General features: G+C 63.0%; 18 protein-coding genes. 4 read left to right on the top strand and 14 right to left on the bottom strand.

Going from position 1 to position 20060, the window contains the following annotated elements:
- Positions 1-982: 982 nt before the first annotated feature.
- The 8 genes from AOT96_RS31855 to AOT96_RS31890 all read right to left on the bottom strand — a co-directional run bounded on the left by AOT96_RS31855 (position 983) and on the right by AOT96_RS31890 (position 9947).
- On the bottom strand, positions 983-1588 hold the full coding sequence (locus tag AOT96_RS31855; protein WP_058227870.1) for a hypothetical protein: 606 nt from the start codon (positions 1586-1588) through the stop codon (positions 983-985).
- Between the two features lie 43 nt (positions 1589-1631).
- A complete protein-coding gene (locus AOT96_RS31860; RefSeq protein WP_231917500.1) occupies positions 1632-3038 on the bottom strand; it encodes an MFS transporter in 1407 nt (468 codons plus the stop codon).
- 176 nt (positions 3039-3214) lie between these two features.
- Entirely contained in the window at positions 3215-4816 is a 1602-nt protein-coding gene (locus AOT96_RS31865; RefSeq protein ID WP_058227871.1) for an FAD-dependent oxidoreductase, read from the bottom strand.
- An 89-nt stretch (positions 4817-4905) separates the two neighbouring features.
- Positions 4906-5874 (bottom strand): alcohol dehydrogenase catalytic domain-containing protein, encoded by a 969-nt coding sequence (locus AOT96_RS31870; protein WP_058227872.1) that lies wholly within the window; start codon positions 5872-5874, stop codon positions 4906-4908.
- A gap of 2 nt (positions 5875-5876) precedes the next feature.
- A complete protein-coding gene (locus AOT96_RS31875; protein ID WP_058227873.1) occupies positions 5877-6491 on the bottom strand; it encodes a nuclear transport factor 2 family protein in 615 nt (204 codons plus the stop codon).
- Positions 6488-7453: an SMP-30/gluconolactonase/LRE family protein gene (locus tag AOT96_RS31880; RefSeq protein ID WP_058227874.1), complete on the bottom strand. Its 966-nt coding sequence runs from the start codon at positions 7451-7453 to the stop codon at positions 6488-6490. Before AOT96_RS31880 ends, AOT96_RS31875 begins: the two co-directional genes overlap by 4 nt.
- A gap of 37 nt (positions 7454-7490) precedes the next feature.
- Positions 7491-8234, bottom strand: coding sequence for an SDR family NAD(P)-dependent oxidoreductase (locus AOT96_RS31885; RefSeq protein WP_058227875.1), 744 nt, complete (start codon positions 8232-8234; stop codon positions 7491-7493).
- Between the two features lie 75 nt (positions 8235-8309).
- Entirely contained in the window at positions 8310-9947 is a 1638-nt protein-coding gene (locus AOT96_RS31890; protein ID WP_058227876.1) for a flavin-containing monooxygenase, read from the bottom strand.
- Between the two features lie 263 nt (positions 9948-10210).
- Between AOT96_RS31890 and AOT96_RS31895 the strand changes: the two genes are divergently transcribed.
- The 3 genes from AOT96_RS31895 to AOT96_RS31905 are packed head-to-tail and all read left to right on the top strand — an operon-like array spanning position 10211 to position 14348.
- A complete protein-coding gene (locus AOT96_RS31895) occupies positions 10211-11416 on the top strand; it encodes a CaiB/BaiF CoA transferase family protein (RefSeq protein WP_058227877.1) in 1206 nt (401 codons plus the stop codon).
- On the top strand, positions 11416-13164 hold the full coding sequence (locus AOT96_RS31900; protein WP_082654913.1) for a class I adenylate-forming enzyme family protein: 1749 nt from the start codon (positions 11416-11418) through the stop codon (positions 13162-13164). Before AOT96_RS31895 ends, AOT96_RS31900 begins: the two co-directional genes overlap by 1 nt.
- Positions 13161-14348, top strand: a complete 1188-nt coding sequence (locus tag AOT96_RS31905) for an NAD(P)/FAD-dependent oxidoreductase (RefSeq protein WP_058227878.1) — start codon at positions 13161-13163, stop codon at positions 14346-14348. The genes AOT96_RS31900 and AOT96_RS31905 overlap by 4 nt, the downstream gene beginning before the upstream one ends.
- A gap of 18 nt (positions 14349-14366) precedes the next feature.
- On the opposite strand, the gene AOT96_RS31910 is transcribed toward AOT96_RS31905, so the two are convergent.
- The 3 genes from AOT96_RS31910 to AOT96_RS31920 form a co-directional block, all read right to left on the bottom strand.
- Entirely contained in the window at positions 14367-14963 is a 597-nt protein-coding gene (locus tag AOT96_RS31910) for a TetR/AcrR family transcriptional regulator (RefSeq protein ID WP_058227879.1), read from the bottom strand.
- A gap of 135 nt (positions 14964-15098) precedes the next feature.
- Positions 15099-15611 carry a VOC family protein gene (locus AOT96_RS31915; protein ID WP_058227880.1) on the bottom strand — a complete coding sequence of 171 codons (513 nt, stop codon included), beginning with the start codon at positions 15609-15611 and terminating at the stop codon, positions 15099-15101.
- Positions 15612-15614: 3 nt separating this feature from the next.
- Positions 15615-16826 (bottom strand): thiolase family protein, encoded by a 1212-nt coding sequence (locus tag AOT96_RS31920; RefSeq protein ID WP_058227881.1) that lies wholly within the window; start codon positions 16824-16826, stop codon positions 15615-15617.
- A gap of 151 nt (positions 16827-16977) precedes the next feature.
- Here AOT96_RS31920 and AOT96_RS31925 point away from each other — a divergent pair, with 151 nt between their 5' ends.
- Positions 16978-17592 carry a TetR/AcrR family transcriptional regulator gene (locus AOT96_RS31925; protein WP_082654914.1) on the top strand — a complete coding sequence of 205 codons (615 nt, stop codon included), beginning with the start codon at positions 16978-16980 and terminating at the stop codon, positions 17590-17592.
- Positions 17593-17663: 71 nt separating this feature from the next.
- Here the strand turns inward: AOT96_RS31925 and AOT96_RS31930 are convergent, their stop codons facing one another.
- The 3 genes from AOT96_RS31930 to AOT96_RS31940 all read right to left on the bottom strand — a co-directional run bounded on the left by AOT96_RS31930 (position 17664) and on the right by AOT96_RS31940 (position 19970).
- Positions 17664-17879: a ferredoxin gene (locus tag AOT96_RS31930; RefSeq protein WP_231917501.1), complete on the bottom strand. Its 216-nt coding sequence runs from the start codon at positions 17877-17879 to the stop codon at positions 17664-17666.
- 38 nt (positions 17880-17917) lie between these two features.
- Entirely contained in the window at positions 17918-19162 is a 1245-nt protein-coding gene (locus tag AOT96_RS31935) for a cytochrome P450 (protein ID WP_058227882.1), read from the bottom strand.
- A 67-nt stretch (positions 19163-19229) separates the two neighbouring features.
- The gene (locus tag AOT96_RS31940) at positions 19230-19970 is read right to left on the bottom strand and encodes an SDR family NAD(P)-dependent oxidoreductase (RefSeq protein WP_058227883.1); all 741 of its coding nucleotides are present in this window, start codon (positions 19968-19970) and stop codon (positions 19230-19232) included.
- Positions 19971-20060 lie beyond the last annotated feature (90 nt).

The following is a 20060-nucleotide window of genomic DNA, read 5'->3' on the forward strand; positions in this document are numbered from 1 at the left end:
GCACCTGCACCGCCGCCGCAACCCCTCCGACGATCGCCGACCGCCGCACTTTTTCTCGTCGCGATCTCACGCACTCCGCAACTTCGTGCTGCCCGACCCGTCGACAGGTCAATTCTCGCACCGACTATTTCCTGCTAGTCCCGAAACATTCAGGCGTGCAGTTCCGTTGCGTTGTGCTCGCCCAGCCCCGGCAATCAGGTGATCGTTGCCGCGGTCTTGGCGATCTGTCCCGGCACTTCCGCGGACCACCCCGTCTGCCTCCACGTGCCGATGCCTGCACCACTGGACCGAACAAAGTCTCCACATACGAGCTGCGGCCATACGTGTGACGCGGAATCGGTGTGCCGGGACGGAGTCTCGCGCGCTCACTGGGGGCACGCAACGACGTCGTTGTTGTTCTTGTCCTCGCTCAAACTGCAGCATCAGCACTGCCCACAACGCGAAAATGATCCTGTCCGGAACCCCTCGGATCACCATGCGCAACCGATGGCCGTCCTGTGGAAGTCTCTGTCGCAGGAATCCAGTAGGCCCGATATACCTTGAGAAACTGATACTGGTTGGTCGAAATCGACCGGAGAGCGAAAAGGAGTGCGGCGATGCCGGAGGCAAACGAGGGAGAACAAGAACCGATAGCGAAAGCCGTTGCCCCACATCGAGTCGGAGGCTTCCGCTACCACCTCGACTACGATCGAGCCCGCTCGCGAATTCATCGGCCCCGCAGACGAAGCAGCCCGCAGGCGACGGGATGAGGGATGTAACAAGGGAGAGTATCTGAACGCGAGTGCGCCGCGTGCGGTCGAGCTCCCGACGGGGACGTACCACGCCCGTGTGATCCGCACAGCTGCCAAACCTGGTTTCTCCGCGCGAGGAAGAACCATGGCGAGCATCCCGGTGATGAAGAGGAAGAACATCGGGACCGTCTCACTGGAGGCTCCTCCCCCCGCATAGCGTTCGTGCCTGAAGGACCGCCACAGTCGGGAAGCTACGCAGACACGTCGAACATCTCGTCGACTGTTTTGTAGTCTCCTTCAACTATCACCGCGTTCGGGTACTGCGCTGCGATCCAGCGCGCGGGATCTACAGCGGACCACCCCATCGGCCTGCATCCAAGGTCGCTCACGATCGAAGAGACTCCCGATGCAACCATGTCCGGCGAGGCAATCTGGTTCTGGCGGCCATCATGTTGCGTCCCGCCGAGGATGAACTCATTCGCACTACCGACCAGCAGTCCCCGCTTATTGTGCGACCGCAGACCGGGGCGGATGAATGTGCTCAGTAGATGTGGCGCGTCGAACGCGTAGACAACGGCGTCGTATCGAGCCGACAGATCGAAACGGTCGACGTGGTCGTTCGCACCGAAGCCGCCGATGAGACGGATATTGTTCCCGGGCTTCGAGACGCCACCATCGAGCCGATCATCCACGGCGAGTATGTCGAGCGCGATTGGCACTCGTAGCGCCAAGAGCGCATCACAGACGGCATGCGACACATGCCGGCTGCCGACGACGGCAACGCGTCGAACCGACGTGGCGGCTCGACTAATGCCGTTTCGTTCGGTCGTGTCGGCATCGTCTACCTTTCGCTGCATCGGATAACTAGACGCGTGGTCAGCCCGCGTAGAGCTCTGCGTGTCATGCCCGTTCGGTCCGCGCTACCGGCGTTGTGTCTGCGGCCGCGAAGGTTGAATTCGCATCCACAGCCGCGTCCGCGAACTCGCGGTCGAAATCCTTGCGGGTGAGCGACCACAAACGGAAGGCTGCGACCGCTGCGATGATCAACGGAACCGACACGGCCAGAAAAATGCTGTTGGCGGAGAACGATCCGGCGGCGTATCCGGCAAGGATGGGTGTGATGACCGCACCGATTCGGCTGATGCCGACCATCAGTCCGTAGCCTCGGGCTCGAACGGTCACCGGGTACATCGGCGGTGCCATGGCGGTGAACGACGAGACGGAAACGAACACTGCCAAACCCAGCGCCCCTGCCATGATCAGAGCGAGCGGTCCCTGCATCGTCATCGTGAACAGAACTAGGCTGACAACCGCCAAACTCAGTGCCACCCAGGCGATTCGCGTCGCGAGTAACTTCAAGCCGATGATGCCGAACACGATCGAGCCCGCCAGGCTCCCGACACTGATGATTGTTCCCGCGACGGCACCGTCCTGGGTGCTCCCACTGGCGTCGGCTATGAGCTGCGGCGTCCAGGTACCGACGAAGTAATACGCAGCAGTGAGGAATGTGTAACCGATCCACAGTAAAATGGTTCGCTCGCGCAGCCGCGGGCTGAGCACGCCCTCGCGAGCAGAGTACGAGCTGCTGGAGTCGTTTTCAACGGATACGTTTCGCTGTTTGTCACTCGGGCGTTCATACGCAATTCCGATCCTCGCCGCGATCCGACCGATCTTGACGTACGATTTTGGTGTGTCGGACGCGACCAGGAATGAGAGAGTTTCCGGCAGGAGAGCGGATACGAGAACGAGGCCTACGGCGCTGACGCTCATCCCCACCCAGAACATCGCCTGCCAGGCCCCGTCGAAAAGCCCCAGAATCGAAACACCGGTCAGCCCCGCCAATGTGCTACCCAGGGGAAAGCCGACCGTGACAATACCGACGGCGAAATTGCGCCGCGCCACCGATGCGAACTCCTGCGCGACGACGATCATGGTCGCGCTGATCACGCCGACGCCGATACCGGTCAGAAACCGGCCTGCCAGCATGATCGACGCAGCGGGAGCCAGGGCAGTCAAGATCATTGCCAGTATGTTCGTCGTGAGTCCGGCGAGGATGAGAGGCCGCCGGCCGTACCGATCCGCCAATGGGGCAACGAACATTGCTCCACACGCCATACCGACCAGGCCGGCGCTGATCAGGTAGCCTTTCACGCTCGGCGACGCGAAACCCTCCGGCAGATGCGGCAGGACGAACCCCATCGCGAAGAAATCGAACCCGTCGACCATGTTGCAGAACATGCACAGAAAGATGATCAGCCACTGATAGGGGCGCATCTTCGATGACTTGACCGTACCGACTACGTCCATTGATCGACTTTCTTCGAGGAGGGGAGATTCTTCCCATCATTTAAAACAAGTGATTGTTTTTGTAACTGTGTCCCATATCCCATTCGCTGTCAAGGAGAAATCCCTGACCACGCGGCAACCGAACATCTGGACACCGCCCGTCTACACGGTTCGAGCAGCGTTCAGTCCAAAAGTGCTCAGGCAGAAGATGATCGAGAAAAGGCGAGCATGTCCTCGACGCTGACGAATTTCACACGCGAGCGCCCGTTCGCGCGTCCGCGCGCCTTCTCCTCGTCGTCTATTCGTCGCCACGCGTCGTAGTCGAGTACGTCGTTCTTGCGGGAGCGGACGAGGACCGAGAATTCCTCCGGTGCCCGCCGGGGTTCGTCGAGCTTGCCGGTGACGAAGTCGTCGACCAACGACGCAACAGTTTCCATCGCATCGGTCTTGTTCGTGCCGATGACCCCCGTCGCGCCCCGCTTGATCCACCCGGAGCAGTACAGACCGATCACCGGCTCACCGTTCTCCACGACGCGCCCCTGCTCGTGGGGAATCGTGCCGCTGGACTCGTCGAACGGGAGGCCGACACTCGCACGGCCGCGGTAGCCGATCGCCCGGAGCACCAGCGGAGTGTCGATGGTCTCGGTAGTGCCATCCCACCGCGCGAATGTTATCGACTCGACACGGCCCTCACCTTGGATGGACAGCGGAGACATCTTGTACCGCAACACGATTCGCCGAGCGTTCTCGGACTGCTTCCGCTCGGAAGCGGAGATGAGCGCGGCGTCGCGGCGGTCGTCGGGATCGAGCTGCGAGGACAGCTCGTCCGCGTGAGCTACGAGGTCGACGCCGTCGAGTCGCTCCAAGGAGGTGAGTTCACCGGTGGTATACGCCGCGTGTTCCGGTCCTCGACGTGCCGCGACGATCACCTGCCTCACCCCGCTGTCTGCGAGAACACTCAGTGCGTGATCGGCAATGTCGGAGGTACCGAAGTGGTCTGGAGATCCGGTCAGTGCTCGCGCGACGTCCAGGGCGACATTGCCGTTCCCGATCAGAACGACGGTTTCGCCGGTGAGGTCGAAGTCTCTATCCGCGTGATCGGGGTGGCCGTTGTACCACGCCACGATTTCGCGGGCGGAGTACGAACCCGGCAGATCCTCGCCGGGGATTCCGAGCTTGCGGTCGTCGTCGGCACCGGCTGCCCATACGACGGCGTGGTGATGTTCCATGAGTTCGTCGACCGAGACGTCGGCGCCCACCTCGACATTGAAGTAACACGACACCGTCTTTTTCGACAGCGTCTTCCTGAAGAGTTCGGTGATGCGCTTCGTCTGGTCATGGTCCGGGGCAACCCCGGATCTCACCAGTCCGAACGGGGTCGGGAGCCGCTCGATCACAGAGACGTCCACTCCCCTAATTTCGGACAGCGCGGCCACCGCGTAACACGCCGCCGGTCCGGTACCGACTACGGCGACTCTCAGGCTGGGCCGAGTCTCGGGGAGTTTCGGCCGGATGTGGCGGGGCGGGGTGGCGTCGACGATCGGCGCGGCTTTGAAGTAGTCGGCGTTGATCTTGAGCAGGTCACCGAACGCGTCGGGCATGTCGTAGTCCGGATGAACGGCGTCGATCGGGCATTCGTCCATGCACGCCTGGCAGTCGATACATGTTGCCGGGTCGATGTAGAGCTGTTCCGTCGACAAGAAGTCCGGATCGCCCGGGCGAGGCCTGATGCACTGTACGGGGCAGACCGCGACGCATGACGCGTCGCTGCAGCAACCTGGGGTGATCACGAAGACCATGGGGCACCTTCATTCCGTGTAGATGTGGTCCTGGTCACGTCTTGGCAATCAAACCACGTCAACGGTCGAGTTGCAAGCAAACGTTCGTTTTATTGCCACGGGCAAAAGTCGAGCACCGCACGTCCCCGCATACCGCCGGCGGCGAGCAGGGTGTGGGCGTCAGCGGCCTGGCCCGGGGTGAACACCCGCGCGACGCGCGCTGTGATCGCGCCGGACTCGGCGAGCGCGGCAAGTTCCGCCAGCCCCCCGGTGTCCGAGAGTTCTTCGGGCACGAACACCTTGCGCTGAACAACCCCGCGCTCCATCATGACCTGGTCGTGCGACCGCAGGGTTGCCAATGTTCCGCCGTCTCGCACCAGATCCACGGCGGGTTGTCCGATCACCGCGGCGTCGATGACGCCGTGGGCTCCTCGAGGCACATTCCGACGAACCTCGTCGAACCATCCGTCTCCGCGTGGAACCACGTGGTCCGCTCCGAGCTCACGAACACGATGCTCGTCGGCCGCGGACGCGACTGCGACGACCTTCAGTCCGCGCACCTTCGCGATCTCGATCGCAAGGCCACCGACAGCACCCGCCGCCCCCAGTACGACCACAGTGTCACCGGCATGCACCCGCAAACCGTCCACGGAGGCCATTGCGGTCAACCCGTTCATCGGTAGCGTGCTGGTCTCGATGTCGCTGAGACCGGCCGGTGAGGTCGCCAAGGACTCGACGGGCACGCCGACCAACTCCGCTTGCGCCCCGCCGCCGGCGCGCCACGCCGACACGGCAGCCATGACGCGTGTACCGACAGGCCATCGTTGATCGGTAGAGCTGTGAACGGTGCCGGCCAGGTCCATTCCTGGCACGTACGGAAAGGGAAGTCCGGTCACGAAATGCTTTTGTAGACCTGCTCTGAGCAGAAGGTCTGCGTTGTTCACCGCAGCCGCACGGACGTGGACGACCACGCGTCCCGACTCGACCTCGGGCGCGGGCACCTCGCCGACTCTCAGCACCTCTGGGCCACCGTAGGTGGGGATGGTGACGGCTCGTATGACACTTCCGTCGGGTGCCATCGTCAACTTTCGTTCGCTCGGGCGCCCTCGGCGATGCGATCGGGATCGGTCACGAACGGACGCGCATAGGACGGATCGGATCTGTCGCGGGCAGACAGCGCAGCAGTGACCATCAGTGACGCCATAGCCGGCGGCAGTCCGTCCTTGACTGCGGTGAACGCAAACGGATCGCTGGGGTCCGGGACGCTATCGAGCGGGATCCAATCACGCAGACATACTCGGTGAGCAATGGCCCACACCCCATCTCTTTTCTCGAAACGGTCGACGTATCGACCGCCGCTCATGGCCAATGGCGGTCCCTCGCGGTTCATCCCGACGAACATGTAGTAGGTCTCGGTATGCGCGACATCGCCGTCCAGTTCACACGTGTGGTTGAACAAGCAGTGCTGCTGGCTCATGTGCAACGTGCTGTGCATGCCGATGACCCAATCGGCGAATTCCTCTCGTCCGCCCACGAACATTCCGTGGTCGTCGATCGCGTCGTCGTGATAGACGGACAGCAGAATGTCGCGATCCAGGCGGTCGACCCCGCGGCTGTAGCGCATGAGGCAGTCGAGAATGGCCTGACGATCCGCGAGGGTGCGAACGAGAGTGTCGATGTCGGCTCGGTCGCTCATCGCCAGTGCTCCATCGGCTGGCCGGCCACCGGCGATGGCAGCACCTGGATGTCGTTCATACCAAGCCCGCCGAGGTAGATGGTTCTCAGATCGGGGCCGCCGAAGGCGATGCTGGACAGGTTCGACAATCGTGAACCGCGACTTCGTGAAATCTGTTGCCACGTCAGGCTTCCGGACGCGTGCGCCGACGCGACCGCTTCGAGGTCTCGGGTGTCGGCGTCCTCGAACAGTACTGACCAGGATAAATCCGGTTCGATACGGATGATGCGGTTGGAGATGACACAGACGACCCACAGTGCGCCCTCTGCGTCGAACGCCATCCCGTCTGGATACGTATCACCCGGGTAGTCGATCCGGAGGCGATTGCTCAACGTGCCGTCCGCGGCGACGTCGAAACGCGTTGTACGGCAGGCGAAGGTCTCGTTGACGAACAGGTGTGCGCCGTCGGGAGACAACCTGACCTCGTTGGTCCAGTTGAGCCCGTCTGCGGCGACGCTGGCCACGCCGTCGCGAACCAAGAGGATTTGTCCGGTGTCCTCGTCGGCGGTGAAGTGCTCGTGCTTGCGTCCCCGCGAGCTGATGGTGATCCATGTGCGGTCACCGTCGACGAGCACGAAGTTGGTGCGTGGGATCGGCTGTCCGTCGAGATCGGTCGCGAAAGGTCGTGCCTCCCCGCGCCGACCGACCCGCCACACACCTCCTGCTCGGCCCATATTTGCGAACAGGAAGTCCCCGTCGACCGTCATCGCGATACCGTTCGGGCGAAAACCGTTGCTGACCAGATCCGCCTCCACCGCAGACTCGGTGCGACCGTCCGGGTCGATCTGCGCGATACCCAACGTCCAGTCGCCGGTATACAAAGACCCGTCGGGTGCCGCAAGCACACATTCCGGGCGGTTGAGCCCGAACCCCACGCGACCGAGGTCTTCGGGTCGAAACGGCTCGATCTCCGTCAGTGTCATATGGCTCCCTTCGTGGATCTGCGTCGGTGACATCGCATCAGAGCGCCAGGTATCCGCCATCGACAGGGATGGTCGTCCCCGTCACGTAGGACGATTCGTTGGACGCGAGAAAGACTGCCGGACCGGCAATTTCGTCGGTCTCGCCGACTCGACCGAGGGGAACCCGCTGCAGGAATTTAGCGTTTCCCTCTCCAGTGACTGTCATCAGGCCGCTCTTCATCCGCCCGGGTGCCAAGCCGTTGGCCCGGCCACCGGTGGGACCGAGCGTGCGTGAGAAGTACTGGACCAGGGATCGGACGCCTGCCTTGGTCGCACCGTATGCAGCACTCGAGCGCGGCGCGGTGAACCCTGCAATCGACGACAGGAAAATAACGCTCACACCCTGATGCTTCAGAGCGGGCAGAAGCGCAACGGTCAGGTCCCATTGTCCGGTGAGATTGACGCTGACGATCTGGTCCCATTTCTCGGCCTGATCGTCATCGCCGGGTCTGCTGCGAGGCGAGATCCCGGCATTGTTCACCAAGATGTCGATCTCGGGGTACGCCTCGACCACTCGGACACCGAAGTCCGCCACTGCCTGACGGTCTCCAATGTCGAGTATTTCGGCCGTGGCCGAGCCACCTGCCGCCACGATGCGGTCGACGATCTCACTGGCAGGCTCCGCATTTCGGTCGACCACCACGACGTGCGCACCTTCGGCGGCCATGGCAGTCGAGATCGAGGCACCCAGCCCGCCCCCTCCCCCGGTTACCACAGCTGTCTTTCCGGCAAGTCGGCTCATCTGGACACTCTTTTCATCTGGACACTCTTTTCATCTCTGAACTCTTTACTTCGTTCGTACCGGATACGGCGCGACTCAAGACATGACGTAGCCCTTGTAGTCGTGTTCCTTCACGTCGTCGCAGTACGCACGGAATCGTGGATTGCCGCCGACGAACAGCAGCACCTCACGCTTGTCGCGGCCCGGAATGTTCTGGTTGATACCCGTGAACCATGAATTCGTCTGACCGAGCAGCAGTTTGCCCTGCAGCTTCGACGCGTAGGTCGTGAAGCTTTCCGCAGCCTCGAGCTCGGGTTCGATGCGTGTGACGCCATCCTCTTTCGCTTTGATCATCATGTCGCTGAGCCAGTCGATGGCCATCGCCGAACACCGCGGGATGTTGCAGAACGTGGCGCCGCTCTGCGGTCCGACGAGCATGAAGAAGTTCGGGAAACCGGGGCACTGCATTCCCATGTACGTCTTGAGGCCGTTGTTCCATTCGTCCTTGAGCGCGATGCCATCGACGCCGCGGATGTCGATTCGATTCCACGAGCCCTTGACTGCGTCGAAGCCGGTCGCGTAGACGATGACGTCGAGTTCGTGCAGTCCCTCCGGGGTCTCGATGCCCTGGGGCGTCACGCGAGTGATCGAGGTCGAGTGGAGGTCGACGAGCGAGACGTTCTCCTGGTTGTATACCTCGTAATATTTGGTCTCAAGCGGAATTCGCTTCGTCCCGAAGCCGTGGTCCTTGGGAATCAGGGCTTCGGCCGTGCGGGGGTCCTTCACGCGGTCACGAATCTTCTGAGCCACGAAATCCGACACATACTTGTTCGCCTCCGGGTCCGTCAGCACGTCCTGGTACGCGCCCAGCCACAGCGAGAAGCCGGGTCCCTGGTACAGCTCTTCGAGCTTCGCGTCGCGTTCTTCCTTCGGCACATCGAAAAGGTTCTTCTCGATGAACTCGTGCGGGAAACCTGCCAGAGACGCGTCGCACTTGGCCGTGAACTCGTGGTAATTGGACTTGATGTAGTCCATGCGCTCCTGAGTCATCGGGCCGTTGCCCAACGGGGTGCACCAGTTCGGGTCACGGAGGAACACGGTGAGGTGATCTGCCACCTTCGCCATCTCCTGGATCATCTGCACGCCGGTCGACCCGACGCCGATGACACCGACTCGCTTGCCGGTGAAGTCCATCTTCGCCGGACCGAAGCCCTCGGGATCGCGCGGCCAGTTCGCTGTGTGGTAGCTCTCGCCCTTGAAGGTGTTGATGCCGGGGAGGTTCGGCATCTGCGGTGTGGACAGGGGTCCGAGCGCAGAGAAAACGAAACGTGCGGTCACCGGCGCCCGCCACGCCTGCTGGAAACCGACCGTATAGAGGTTGTTCTCCTCGTCGAACACAGCCTTGTCGACCTTGGCGTTGAAGATGAAGTCCTTACGAATGTCCATGATCTCGGCGGCGCGGTGGATGTAGCTCAAGACCTCCGGCTGCGCTGCGAACCGCTCCGACCAGTTCCATTCCTGCATCAGCTCGTCGTTCCAGAAGTAGCCGTAGACCTCACTCTCGGAGTCGATACGGCATCCCGGGTAGCGATTGTGGTGCCAGACGCCCCCGATGTCATCTGCCCCTTCGACGCCCAACACCTTGTAGCCCATCTCCCGCAGCCGGTACGCCTGGTAAAGACCGCTCAGGCCTGCTCCGATCACGAGGACATCGAAGTCGGGTTCTTTTGTCATGTCACATTTCCTCTCCATGGACCCCGCTTCGAGGTCGCGCTGCACCGTGTCTCGGATGTCCAGAGGGGCAGCCCACGCCTTCCGTACAAACGATTGTTTGTTTACTGTGACACGAGGGCGTGGCTGCGTCAACATCACGTCCGGACGGACCGAAGTCTGTGTCGGCGAAGTCAGGTCGGGTAACAATGAGACCTTGACCACACGACCGTCCTCGTGTAAACAAACAAGTGATTGTTAGTAAATTGACGGAAAGGATATGCCTGGTGCACTTCCACGAGACTTACGCCGGGTTGCGGGTTCTCGATCTCAGCGAGAACATCGCCGGGCCCCTGGCGTGCTTGATCCTCGCCGATATGGGTGCCGACGTCGTCAAGATCGAGCGTCCCGTCCACGGCGACGCCACCCGTTCCCTTCCTCCTTACTGGGCGGGCGAAGCGACGGTGTTCCACACCGTCAACCGCAACAAGCGCAGTGCCGCGATCGATTTGAAATCCGGAGCCGGCCGCGACGCCGTCTTGCGGTTGGCCGCGTCTGCGGATGTGGTGGTGGAGTCCTTCCGTCCGGGCGTGGCGTCGCGCCTCGGCCTGGGGTTCGAGGAGATGACGAACGCCAACCCGACGCTCGTCCATGTCTCGGTCAACGCTTTCGGCACCGGCCCGCTGGGACACGACCGCCCCGGCTACGACGCTCTGGTGCAAGCCTTCACGGGTATCATGGAAATGACCGGAGAGCCGGACGGCGAGCCCGTCCGAGCCGCACCGTCGGTCATCGACATCTCGACGGGTCTGTGGGCAGCGCTCGCCGTCCAGGGCGCCTTGGTCAGGCGCGACAAGTCGGGCGAGGCGCAGAAGGTCGAGGCGACTCTCATCGACACCGGACTCTTCATGATGTGCCACCAGATCATCGGATACCTGGGCACGGGCACGTTTCCGGGGCGCCTCGGGTCCGCGGCTCCCAGCGCGGCTCCGTACCAGATCTTCAGCACCTCGGATCGGCCGATCATGATCGCTACCTCCACGGACCGGATGTTCACCACGCTCTGCCGCACGCTCGGACCGGTCGAGCTCGCCACCGACGCGCGGTTCGTCACGATGGACCGGAGACTTGCGAACCGCGACGAACTCGCCGCTCTGCTACAAGACATTCTCGTGACCAAGGGTTCCGGGGAGTGGCTCGACATCATCTCCGCAGCCGGTATTCCGGTCGGCCCTGTCAACGACCTGGCCGAGACTCTCGCACACCCACTCACACTGGAACGCAACATGATTGCACCGGCGGAAGAGGGCAGGATTGCCGACCTTGTGCAGATCCACCTCCCCATGGACGGCGAACGCTCCGCGTCTCGCCGCCAGGCACCCTCCCTCGGCGAACACACGGAAACCGTTCTCGCCGAGGCCGGATTCACCCCCGACGAAGTAGCCGCCGTCATTCAAGCGTCGGCGCGCACGAAAGGACCCGAACTCGCGTGATGACCATGGACGCCCTGCCGGGCCAGACAGAGCAATGGCGAGAAGAACTCGAGCAGCGGTGGCAGACCTGGACCCCTCGCTCACTCGCGCAAGTGTTGGATCACGTCGCGGGGGCTCATCCTGACCGGCCGATGATCGTGACAGACGAGCGTACCTACACCTACGCCGATGTCACCGAGCTCTCCACTCGATTGGCAGCGGGCTTACATTCCATCGGTATCCGGACCGGCGATCATGTCGCCGTCGTGATGGCGAATTACCCCCATGCCGTGGCGCTGAAATTTGCTGTGGCACGCCTCGGTGCTGTATCGGTGAGCGTCAACTTCATGCTGCGGCACCGAGAGCTCGGCTACGTTCTGGGCCAGTCACGCTCCAAGGTCCTGATCACGATGGACGAGTTCCGCGGCCTCGACTACACATCCGAGCTGGATCAGTTGATCCCCGGGTGGGTGAACTGCGGTGGCGGCGATGTACTCACGGAGCTTCGCGACGTGTTCGTCTTCGGAACCAGCAGTACGCAGCCGAGTCGCGGGCGCTCCGTGGAAGATCTGATCGCGCTCGGTGCAGACGTGAGCAACGAGACCATTGCGGCACTGACCGCCTCGGTCGATCCCGACACCACCTCGGACCTGCTCTACACATCCGGGACGACCGGCAAGGCCAAGGGCGTGACTCTGAGCCACGACGGCATCCTGCGTACCGCCTACTCCAGCGCGTACACACGGGCCTTGAGCGACGGCTACCGGATCATGTACGCCTTGCCGCTCTACCACGTGTTCGGATACGTGGAAGCTACGGTCGCAACGATGTTCGTCGGCGGCTCGACCGTCCCCAAGTGCTCGTTCAGCGCCGCCGACATGCTCGCCGCCGTCGCGAAGCACAAGACGGACGAGATCATGTGCGTGCCTGCCATGACCAGCGTGCTGCTCGAGGAAGCAAGTACCTCGTCGTACGACCTTTCCAGCCTTACGACAGTGTTCTCCTCCGGTTCCGTTCACGCCCCCGGCATGTTCGATCGCATCCGGGAGACCCTCGGTGTGGAGCGGATCTTCACGGCCTATGGTCAGACCGAGACCACGGCGTCGACGATGTGCACACGTCCGGATGATTCGATAGAACGTCTCAACCACACCAATGGAGCCGTCAAACCGGCAGGGATTGCCGGTGACCCGGAACTCGGCGGGACGCTCGCCGTCTACAAGGTCGTGGATCCGGTGACGGGCGTGGGTCTCCCTGCCGGCGAGGTCGGAGAACTGCTCGTACGAGGGCCGATCATCACCCGCGGGTACTACGACATGCCGGAGCAGACCGCGGACTTGTTCACCGAGGGCGGGTGGATGCGGACGGGCGACCTCGGTCGCCTGTCGGAGGACGGCTATCTCACGCTCACGGGTCGCCAGAAGGAGTCGTACCGTTTCGGCGGAGAGCTGGTCATCCCCAGCGACATCGAGGGCGTCCTGATCGATCATCCCGGTGTCCTCGAGGCGCATGTCGTAGGTCTCCCGCACGAACGGTGGGGCGAGGTGGGCTGCGCGTGGGTCGTCGCGAACCCGGAGGCAGTCCCCGAAGCGGCCGAATTGATCGACTACTGCTCCTCGCGCCTGGCTCGGTTCAAGGTCCCGGCGGTCGTGTACTTCGTCGACGCAGCAGATTTGCCTCGCACGGTCACCGGTCGCGTGCAGAAGTTCCGCCTCGTCGAGCGCGCAGCGCAGTACGCGGCCCTGCGTGACACAGCGCCGACCTCATGAGCGGCGAACACGACGTCGTCATCGTGGGCGGCGGGATCGCCGCCGTCCGCTGCGCCCAGGGCCTCCGAGAGAACGGGCACGCAGGACGGATCACGCTCCTGACGGAGGAATCGCATTACCCTTACGACCGGCCTCCCCTCTCGAAGGACATGTTGCGCCCCCAGAATCCTTCCGAGCCGACGTGGCTCCTCGATCCCGAGGAGGCTGTCGCGCTTGACGTGGACGTACGGACCCGACAGGAGGTTGTCAGCGTCGACGTGCACGGGCGAACAGTGTCGACGGCAGGGGGTAGCGAACCGATCGGCTACGACAGTCTCGTCGTCGCAACGGGAACCCGCGCCAGACGGTTGCCGGTCTTGGCCGGAGTCGAGGGCGTTCACTACCTCCGCACTGCGGACGACGCCCAGTCGATTCGCGACGCCCTGCGCCCCGGTAGCTCGGTGACCATCGTCGGAGGCGGATTCATCGGGCTCGAAATTGCCGCGATGGCCCGGGCCCGCGGCTGCGAGGTGACGATAGTGGAGGCCGCCGAACACCCATTGGCGCTCGCTCTGGGCGCAGAGCTCGCGGCGTGGCTGCAGCAGTGGCACACCGGGCACGGCGTGCGTTTCAGGTGCGGTGTGGGGGTGAAGCGCGCCTCCAGGTGGGCGGGTCAGGTGATCGTGACACTCGACGACGGATCCGACGTGCTCTCCGATTCGGTCGTAGTCGGCGTCGGTGTTCATCGGGACCTCGACTGGCTCTCTGCGTCCGGCATCCGCACCCACGTCGGTCTGGTGTGCGACGTCGACGGACGCACCGATGTCGAGGGTGTCTTCGGCGCCGGCGACGTGGTCTGCACTCATGTCGACGAGACATGCGCGCCGGTCCAACACTGGACGGCCGCGGGTGAGTCGGGGCAACGTGTCGCGCGCACGATACTGGGTCAAGGGCCCGAGGAATGGGTCGACGAGCACTACTTCTGGTCGAATCAGGGCGCTCTGCGGCTGATGTCGGTGGGAGGGCGGACACCCGAGGCCGAGCTCGAGATCGTCGCGGGCGACCTGGAATCCGGGAAGTTCGTGGCGCACTGGACCGAAAACGGCCGCGTTGTCGGTGTGCTCGGAGCCAACAGCGCTCGAGGTTTCCTGCAGGGCAGGGCCGCATTCGTCGCTGGGCTCGATCGAGCCGGCCCACGTCGCTGAACCACACACGGGGCGCGATCAGCGGCCGAGGACGCCCTTCATCATGGCGTCGGAAAGTCGCACGCTCAGTTCCTCGACCGATGTCGGCCCATCCGAGGACAGCCACTCAGGGGTCCAGTTGAGCGAACCGAGGATGCTGAGCACTGTCACCTTCACATCGATGTCGGCGGCGAAGCTTCCCTCGGCGACGCCCTCCTCCAGGACCAGCGTGAAGAGTGACTCGTAGTCACCGCGCCGTTCGCGAACGCGACGCTGGTTCTCCTCACCGAGGTAGCGCCACTGATGGAACACGATCTGTGTGCGCTGCGGCTGCTTGGCGACGACCTTGACGTGGGCCAGGATCATCGCCCTCAGTTTGGCGTCCGCGAACTCCTCGGACTTGTACGCACGCGTCACCTCGTCGTAGAACTCTTCGATGCCCTGTTCGATGATCTCGAGCAGGAGCTCCTCTTTGCCTGCGATGTGCGCGTACAGGCTGCCGGCGAGAACTCCTACCTCGCCCGCGATGTCTCGCACGGAAGTTGCGGGATAGCTCTTACGGCCGAAGAGTTCTGTGGCGGCGCGTACGATTGCCTCGCGAGGCGTCAGATCGGCCGCCGCTGCAATCTTTGTCATCGTCGCACCGCTTTTTCTACTCGTGCCCAGGACAAGAAGACGACCTACCCCGGAACATGACCTTTGCTGGAATCACTGTACTGGTCGGGGGCATGGCCTGTGTCAGGCAAGTGCCCGAGGATGAGAGCACGGCACTCAACGTAGGCACGCGACCTGGTTGATCCACACCACACGCCCCGCGAGGACATCGGCGAGCGTGTACTCGTCATTGCTCACGCCGAAGGTGTCATCGGCGCGAGCGAACTGCAGCAGCGCGCCGAACGTGTCGCGTGGTGACAGAAATGTCTCGGACCAGAGGTTGGAGGAGGTGTCCGTTCCCACTGCTGCGAGGCCGACATCGCCGAGGTCTGTCACAGTCTGTGCCACGTCATCCACCATGACGGTCAGGTGGTGGAAGCCCTCGCCGCGGCGGTCGAGATGGCGCGCCAGCACACTGTTTTCACGCAGCGGCTGCATGAGCTCGATGTTGAATCCCGCCAGTGCAAGTTTCAGGATGCGTACGCCGGTGACGTCGTTGTCGCCGCCGAACACCATCGTCGCTCCGAGTACATCTGCGAACAATCGCGCGGCGGGCGCCATATCGCGCACCGCGAGGGCGATGTGGTCCACCGACCTCACCTGTGATGCCGTTCCGAGGCCGGTGGACATCGATCAGTCCTTCAGCGTCAGGATCGTCACCGCAGCGACGGCCTCGTCGAGATCGTCGAGTATCCCTCCGCTGTTCTGCGCCAGACCGACACGCGCGCCGACGACCTGGCGAGCGCCGCCACGACCTCGAAGCTGATCGGCGAGTTCGATGAGCTGAGCGCAGCCCGTCGCACCCAGGGGGTGGCCGCGACCCAGGAGTCCTCCACCGACGTTCACCGGTAGACGACCACCCAGGCGCGTGGCACCCGTTCTGATCAGGTCGGCGGCACCGTCGGCCTTGCACAGGCCCAGTTCTTCGTACAGCCAGAGCTCTGCCGGCGCGCAGGCGTCGTGCACTTCCGCGACGTCGATGTCGTCGACGGACAGCTGCGCTCGGGTCAGCGCGATATCCATGGCCCGCGCCACGGGCTGCGCCGCCCGAGGGTCGGCGCCGTTCGAGGTCAGCGCCCACCCCGCCACTCGCACGTCGGGCTTCCCGGCGCGCTTGACGTAGTCACTGGACGCCACGATGACAGCTGCTGCGCCGTCTCCGATCGGAGAGCACATGAGCATTCGGAGCGGGTCGGAGATCATTCGGCTCTCCATGACTTCCTCGACCTCGACCGGCGTCTGGAACTGCGCCTTCGGATTGAGGGAGCCGTGGAACCGGTTCTTGACCGACACAAGGGCCAGATCCTCGGCCGTCACCCCGGAGCGCTCCATGAACGAACGGGCCTTGGCTGCATAGAGATCCATGAGAGGCGAATGGGAGGATCCCTCCACCTCTGGCGGGGCACCGGTGGCACCGACGGTCGATGCGAGCGCCGTGTGTTCGTGGAGGTCGACCGCTGTTGCCAGCGCGTCGAAGCTGCGCCGTTTCGTCGGGTGCGTGAGCCGCTCGACTCCCATGACCAGCACCACGTCCGCGGCACCCGAAGCTACGGCCATGCAGGCGACCTCGAAGGCCGAGGACGACGATGCGCACGCGTTCTCGACGTTGATCATCGGCACTCCGGTGAGCCCGGCATGTCTCAGCGCGACCTCCGACCGGATCATCTCCTGGCCATGGAGGAAACCGTCGGCTGCGTTGCCGAATACCACCATGTTCAGGTCGGATGCGGTGATACCCGCATCGGCGAGCGCCAAGCCGAGTGCCTCTTCCGACAGCGAACGCATATTGTCGTAGGGTCGGCGGCCGAACGAGGTGATGCCGGTTCCGAGAATGGACACACTCATCGGTGGGCCTCGCTCGAGGCGGTCGAGTTCGACATAGTGACCCTTTCGGAGAAAACAAACGTGTGTTTGTAGACTAGACTCAGGACTGGGGGATTGACAATCACCCCCCCCGGTCGTCGGCAATTCATGAAATTCGGTGAGAGGACAGCACATGGGTAGGAAGGCGGCTGCTTCGCAGCCCACAGGCCAGTCCACCCCCGTAACACCCGACATCATCAAGCTCGAGGCCATACGGCTGTTCAGCGAACGCGGCTACCCGGTGATCGGTATGCGCGATCTGAGCGAGGCGGTGGGCATTCTGCCCGGCAGTCTCTATGCTCACATCGCCAGTAAAGAGAAGCTGCTACTCGACATCGTCGCGTCCGGGGTTCGGAACTTCACCGAGGTCATCGCCCCGATCGTCGAGAGCGACGGGTCGGCCGACAAACGTCTGCGCGAGGCGATTCGAGCTCATATGCGCGTTCTTGCCGTGACACTCGATCAGACACGAGTGACATTCCATCAGTGGCATTACCTGACCAACGAGAATCTCGATCAGATGGTCGCCGTCCGGCGCGACTACGAGATGTTGTTCAAACGTCTTGTCGCCGAGGGCATCGAAGACGGCACGCTCCTGGGAACGTCACGTCCGAAGGTTGCCACGTTGTCCATCATCGGCGTGTTGGGCTCGGCCACCGAATGGTTCTCCCCCACCGGATCCGCATCGGCCGACGAGATCGGCGATGCGATTGCGGATGTTCTCACTCTGGGGCTCGGTACTCGCTGACCTCCCGGCCTGTCCGGGCATTCGGCGCCGCCCGCAGTGCTGCGAGCGGCGCCGAAACACCACCGAAGATGTCAGTCCTCAATTCTGATGGCTCGCTCGGGGCATACCTTGGCGCCGTACCGTGCCGACTCCTCGAGCCCGGGCGGAACATCGATCGAAGTGCCTCGAAAGATGTTGTATCCGTTGTCGTCTACTTCGTAGACGTCGCCGGCAAGAGCCTCGCACCGCGCGTGACCGGTACAACCCTGCTGGCCACCGTCGACGCCCTCGCTGATGTAAGCCTTCACGGCGTACTCCTTTCCTTCGTGTCCTCGCTCGGGAAGATTCAGAACTTCAGCTTCAGCGTGCGCATCGACCGCAGGTAGCCGGTCATGTAGACGGGTGGCTCGACGACGGTGTACTCGGGAACGCGTCGCAGCCACTCCTCGAACGTCGCACGAAGCTCGAGACGAGCCAAGTTCGATCCGATGCAGCGATGGATACCGACTCCGAAGGCAGAATGCAGCACAGTTTCGCGCGTGATGTCAATTGTCTTCGGGTCTTCGACGACCTCCGGGTCACGTGATGCGCCCGCGTAGACCATCATCACGAAATCGCCCTTTTCCAACTGCTGACCGCCCAGCTCCACGTCCCTGGTGCAGGTGCGACCGAGTGCCACGACCGGTGCGAACACGCGGGCGAACTCCTCGATGGCGCGGGGAATGTAGGTGTCGGGATCGTCGATCAGGAGCTGACGGGCCTCCGGGTTCGCTGCGAGCCAGTTGATCGCCGACGCCATCACATAGGTGGAGGTCGCGATGCCACCGAACGTCATGTCCACCAGGACCGAGACGCGATCTTCCCAGGACGACTCCGTTCCGTCCTCGTACTGCACACCGGCAGCGATCATGTCGACCATGTCGCCGCGCGGTGGCTGCTCGGACCGTTCCTTGAGGTACTTGCCGAGGTACTCGAACACGAAGGCGAACTTGGCGCCACGCTCTTCGAGATCAGCAGCGAACGTCCCCTGCTCGACCCCGTCGACAAGCTTGTCGAGGTCCTCGACAGGGACGCCGAGAACGTTCTTGAAGAATGCCCAGCCCGGAAGGAGCGCAGCGAACTCGCTGACGAATTCGCACTCGCCCTTCTCGATGAACGCGTCGATGAGGGTGTTCGCGTCCTCACGGATCGTTGTCTCGTACTCCGCGATAGCCCCGGGTCCCATGAACGGGTTCAGCGCCTGGCGCCACGCCGTATGCAAAGGCGGGTCCGACTCTTCCGGGTACAGGAACGGCAGTCCGTCCGGGCGATTCGGCATGTACCCACCGGCTGCCGAGAACGTCTTCCAGTTCTGTCCCACCTCGCGCACGAGCTGATTTTGCGACACGAGATAGTAGCCGCTGCCGACCTTGCTGTGCGCTACAGGGCATTTGGCAACCAGGTCGTCGATGATGTCGACATGCTTGTCGTTGAACGCCGGGTCGTCCAGATCGAAGTCGTTGTAGATATCGCGCCCGTACTTGCGGATCGACTCGTCGATATCGGCCCGGGTAGGCGCCGTGTAGGAACGTGCCTGAATATCAGAAGTCATGCTGTGCCCTCATTTCGAATGTGTGCGAAGTCGGTGGGGTCGGACGAGGTGGGGTTCACGGCGGTGGTCAGAGGAGCGTGTATCCACCGTCGATGAGGTGGTCTGCGCCCGTGATGAAGCTCGACTCGTCACTGGCCAGAAATACTGCGAGGGAGGCGACTTCACTCGGGTCGGCGATACGGCCGACAGGGTTGCGGCCGATGATGGCCTTGATCATGTCCTGCGGGAGGCTGTCGGTGATGGCGGTCTGGATGGTGCCGGGACTGATCGTGTTGACCCTGATGCCCTGCGCTGCGTACTCGGCAGCGGCGGTTTTGGTCAGCATGATGACGCCTCCCTTGGCGGCGCAGTAGCTGGCCATGGACGGAAACGCGACCGTGGCGGCCATGGAAGCGGTGTTGATGATCGACCCACCGCCACCCTTCAGCATCTCGGGAATGGCGTGGTGGATGCCCAGGAACACCCCTCGCAGGTTGATGGCCTGCACCTTGTCCCAAGCCTCCTCGCTCATGTCGCCCACCATCGCGATTTCGCCGTCGATGCCGGCGTTGTTGTAGAGGATGTCCAGCTTGCCGAATGTGTCGACCGCCGCGGCGACGACTGCTCGGACGCTCTCACCGCTGGTCACGTCCGTGGACACGCCAAGGGCGCCGTCGCCGAGTTCCTTGGCCAGAACGTCCTGCGCGCCGGAGATGTCGGCGAGCACTACCTTGGCGCCTTCCTCGTGGAATCGACGCGCCGTTGCTGCGCCGATCCCCGAACCTGCGCCGGTGACGATCGCGACCTTGTCTGCCAGGCGTCCGGTCATAGGAATTCCCTTCATCGTGATTACAGCGGCCTATCAGCCGTGCGGGTCAAAAAAACAAGTGGTTGTTTTATCGAGGTTAGTGTCCGGCAT

Source organism: Rhodococcus sp. 008 (assembly GCF_001682295.1).
Taxonomy (GTDB): Bacteria; Actinomycetota; Actinomycetes; order Mycobacteriales; family Mycobacteriaceae; genus Rhodococcus_F; species Rhodococcus_F qingshengii.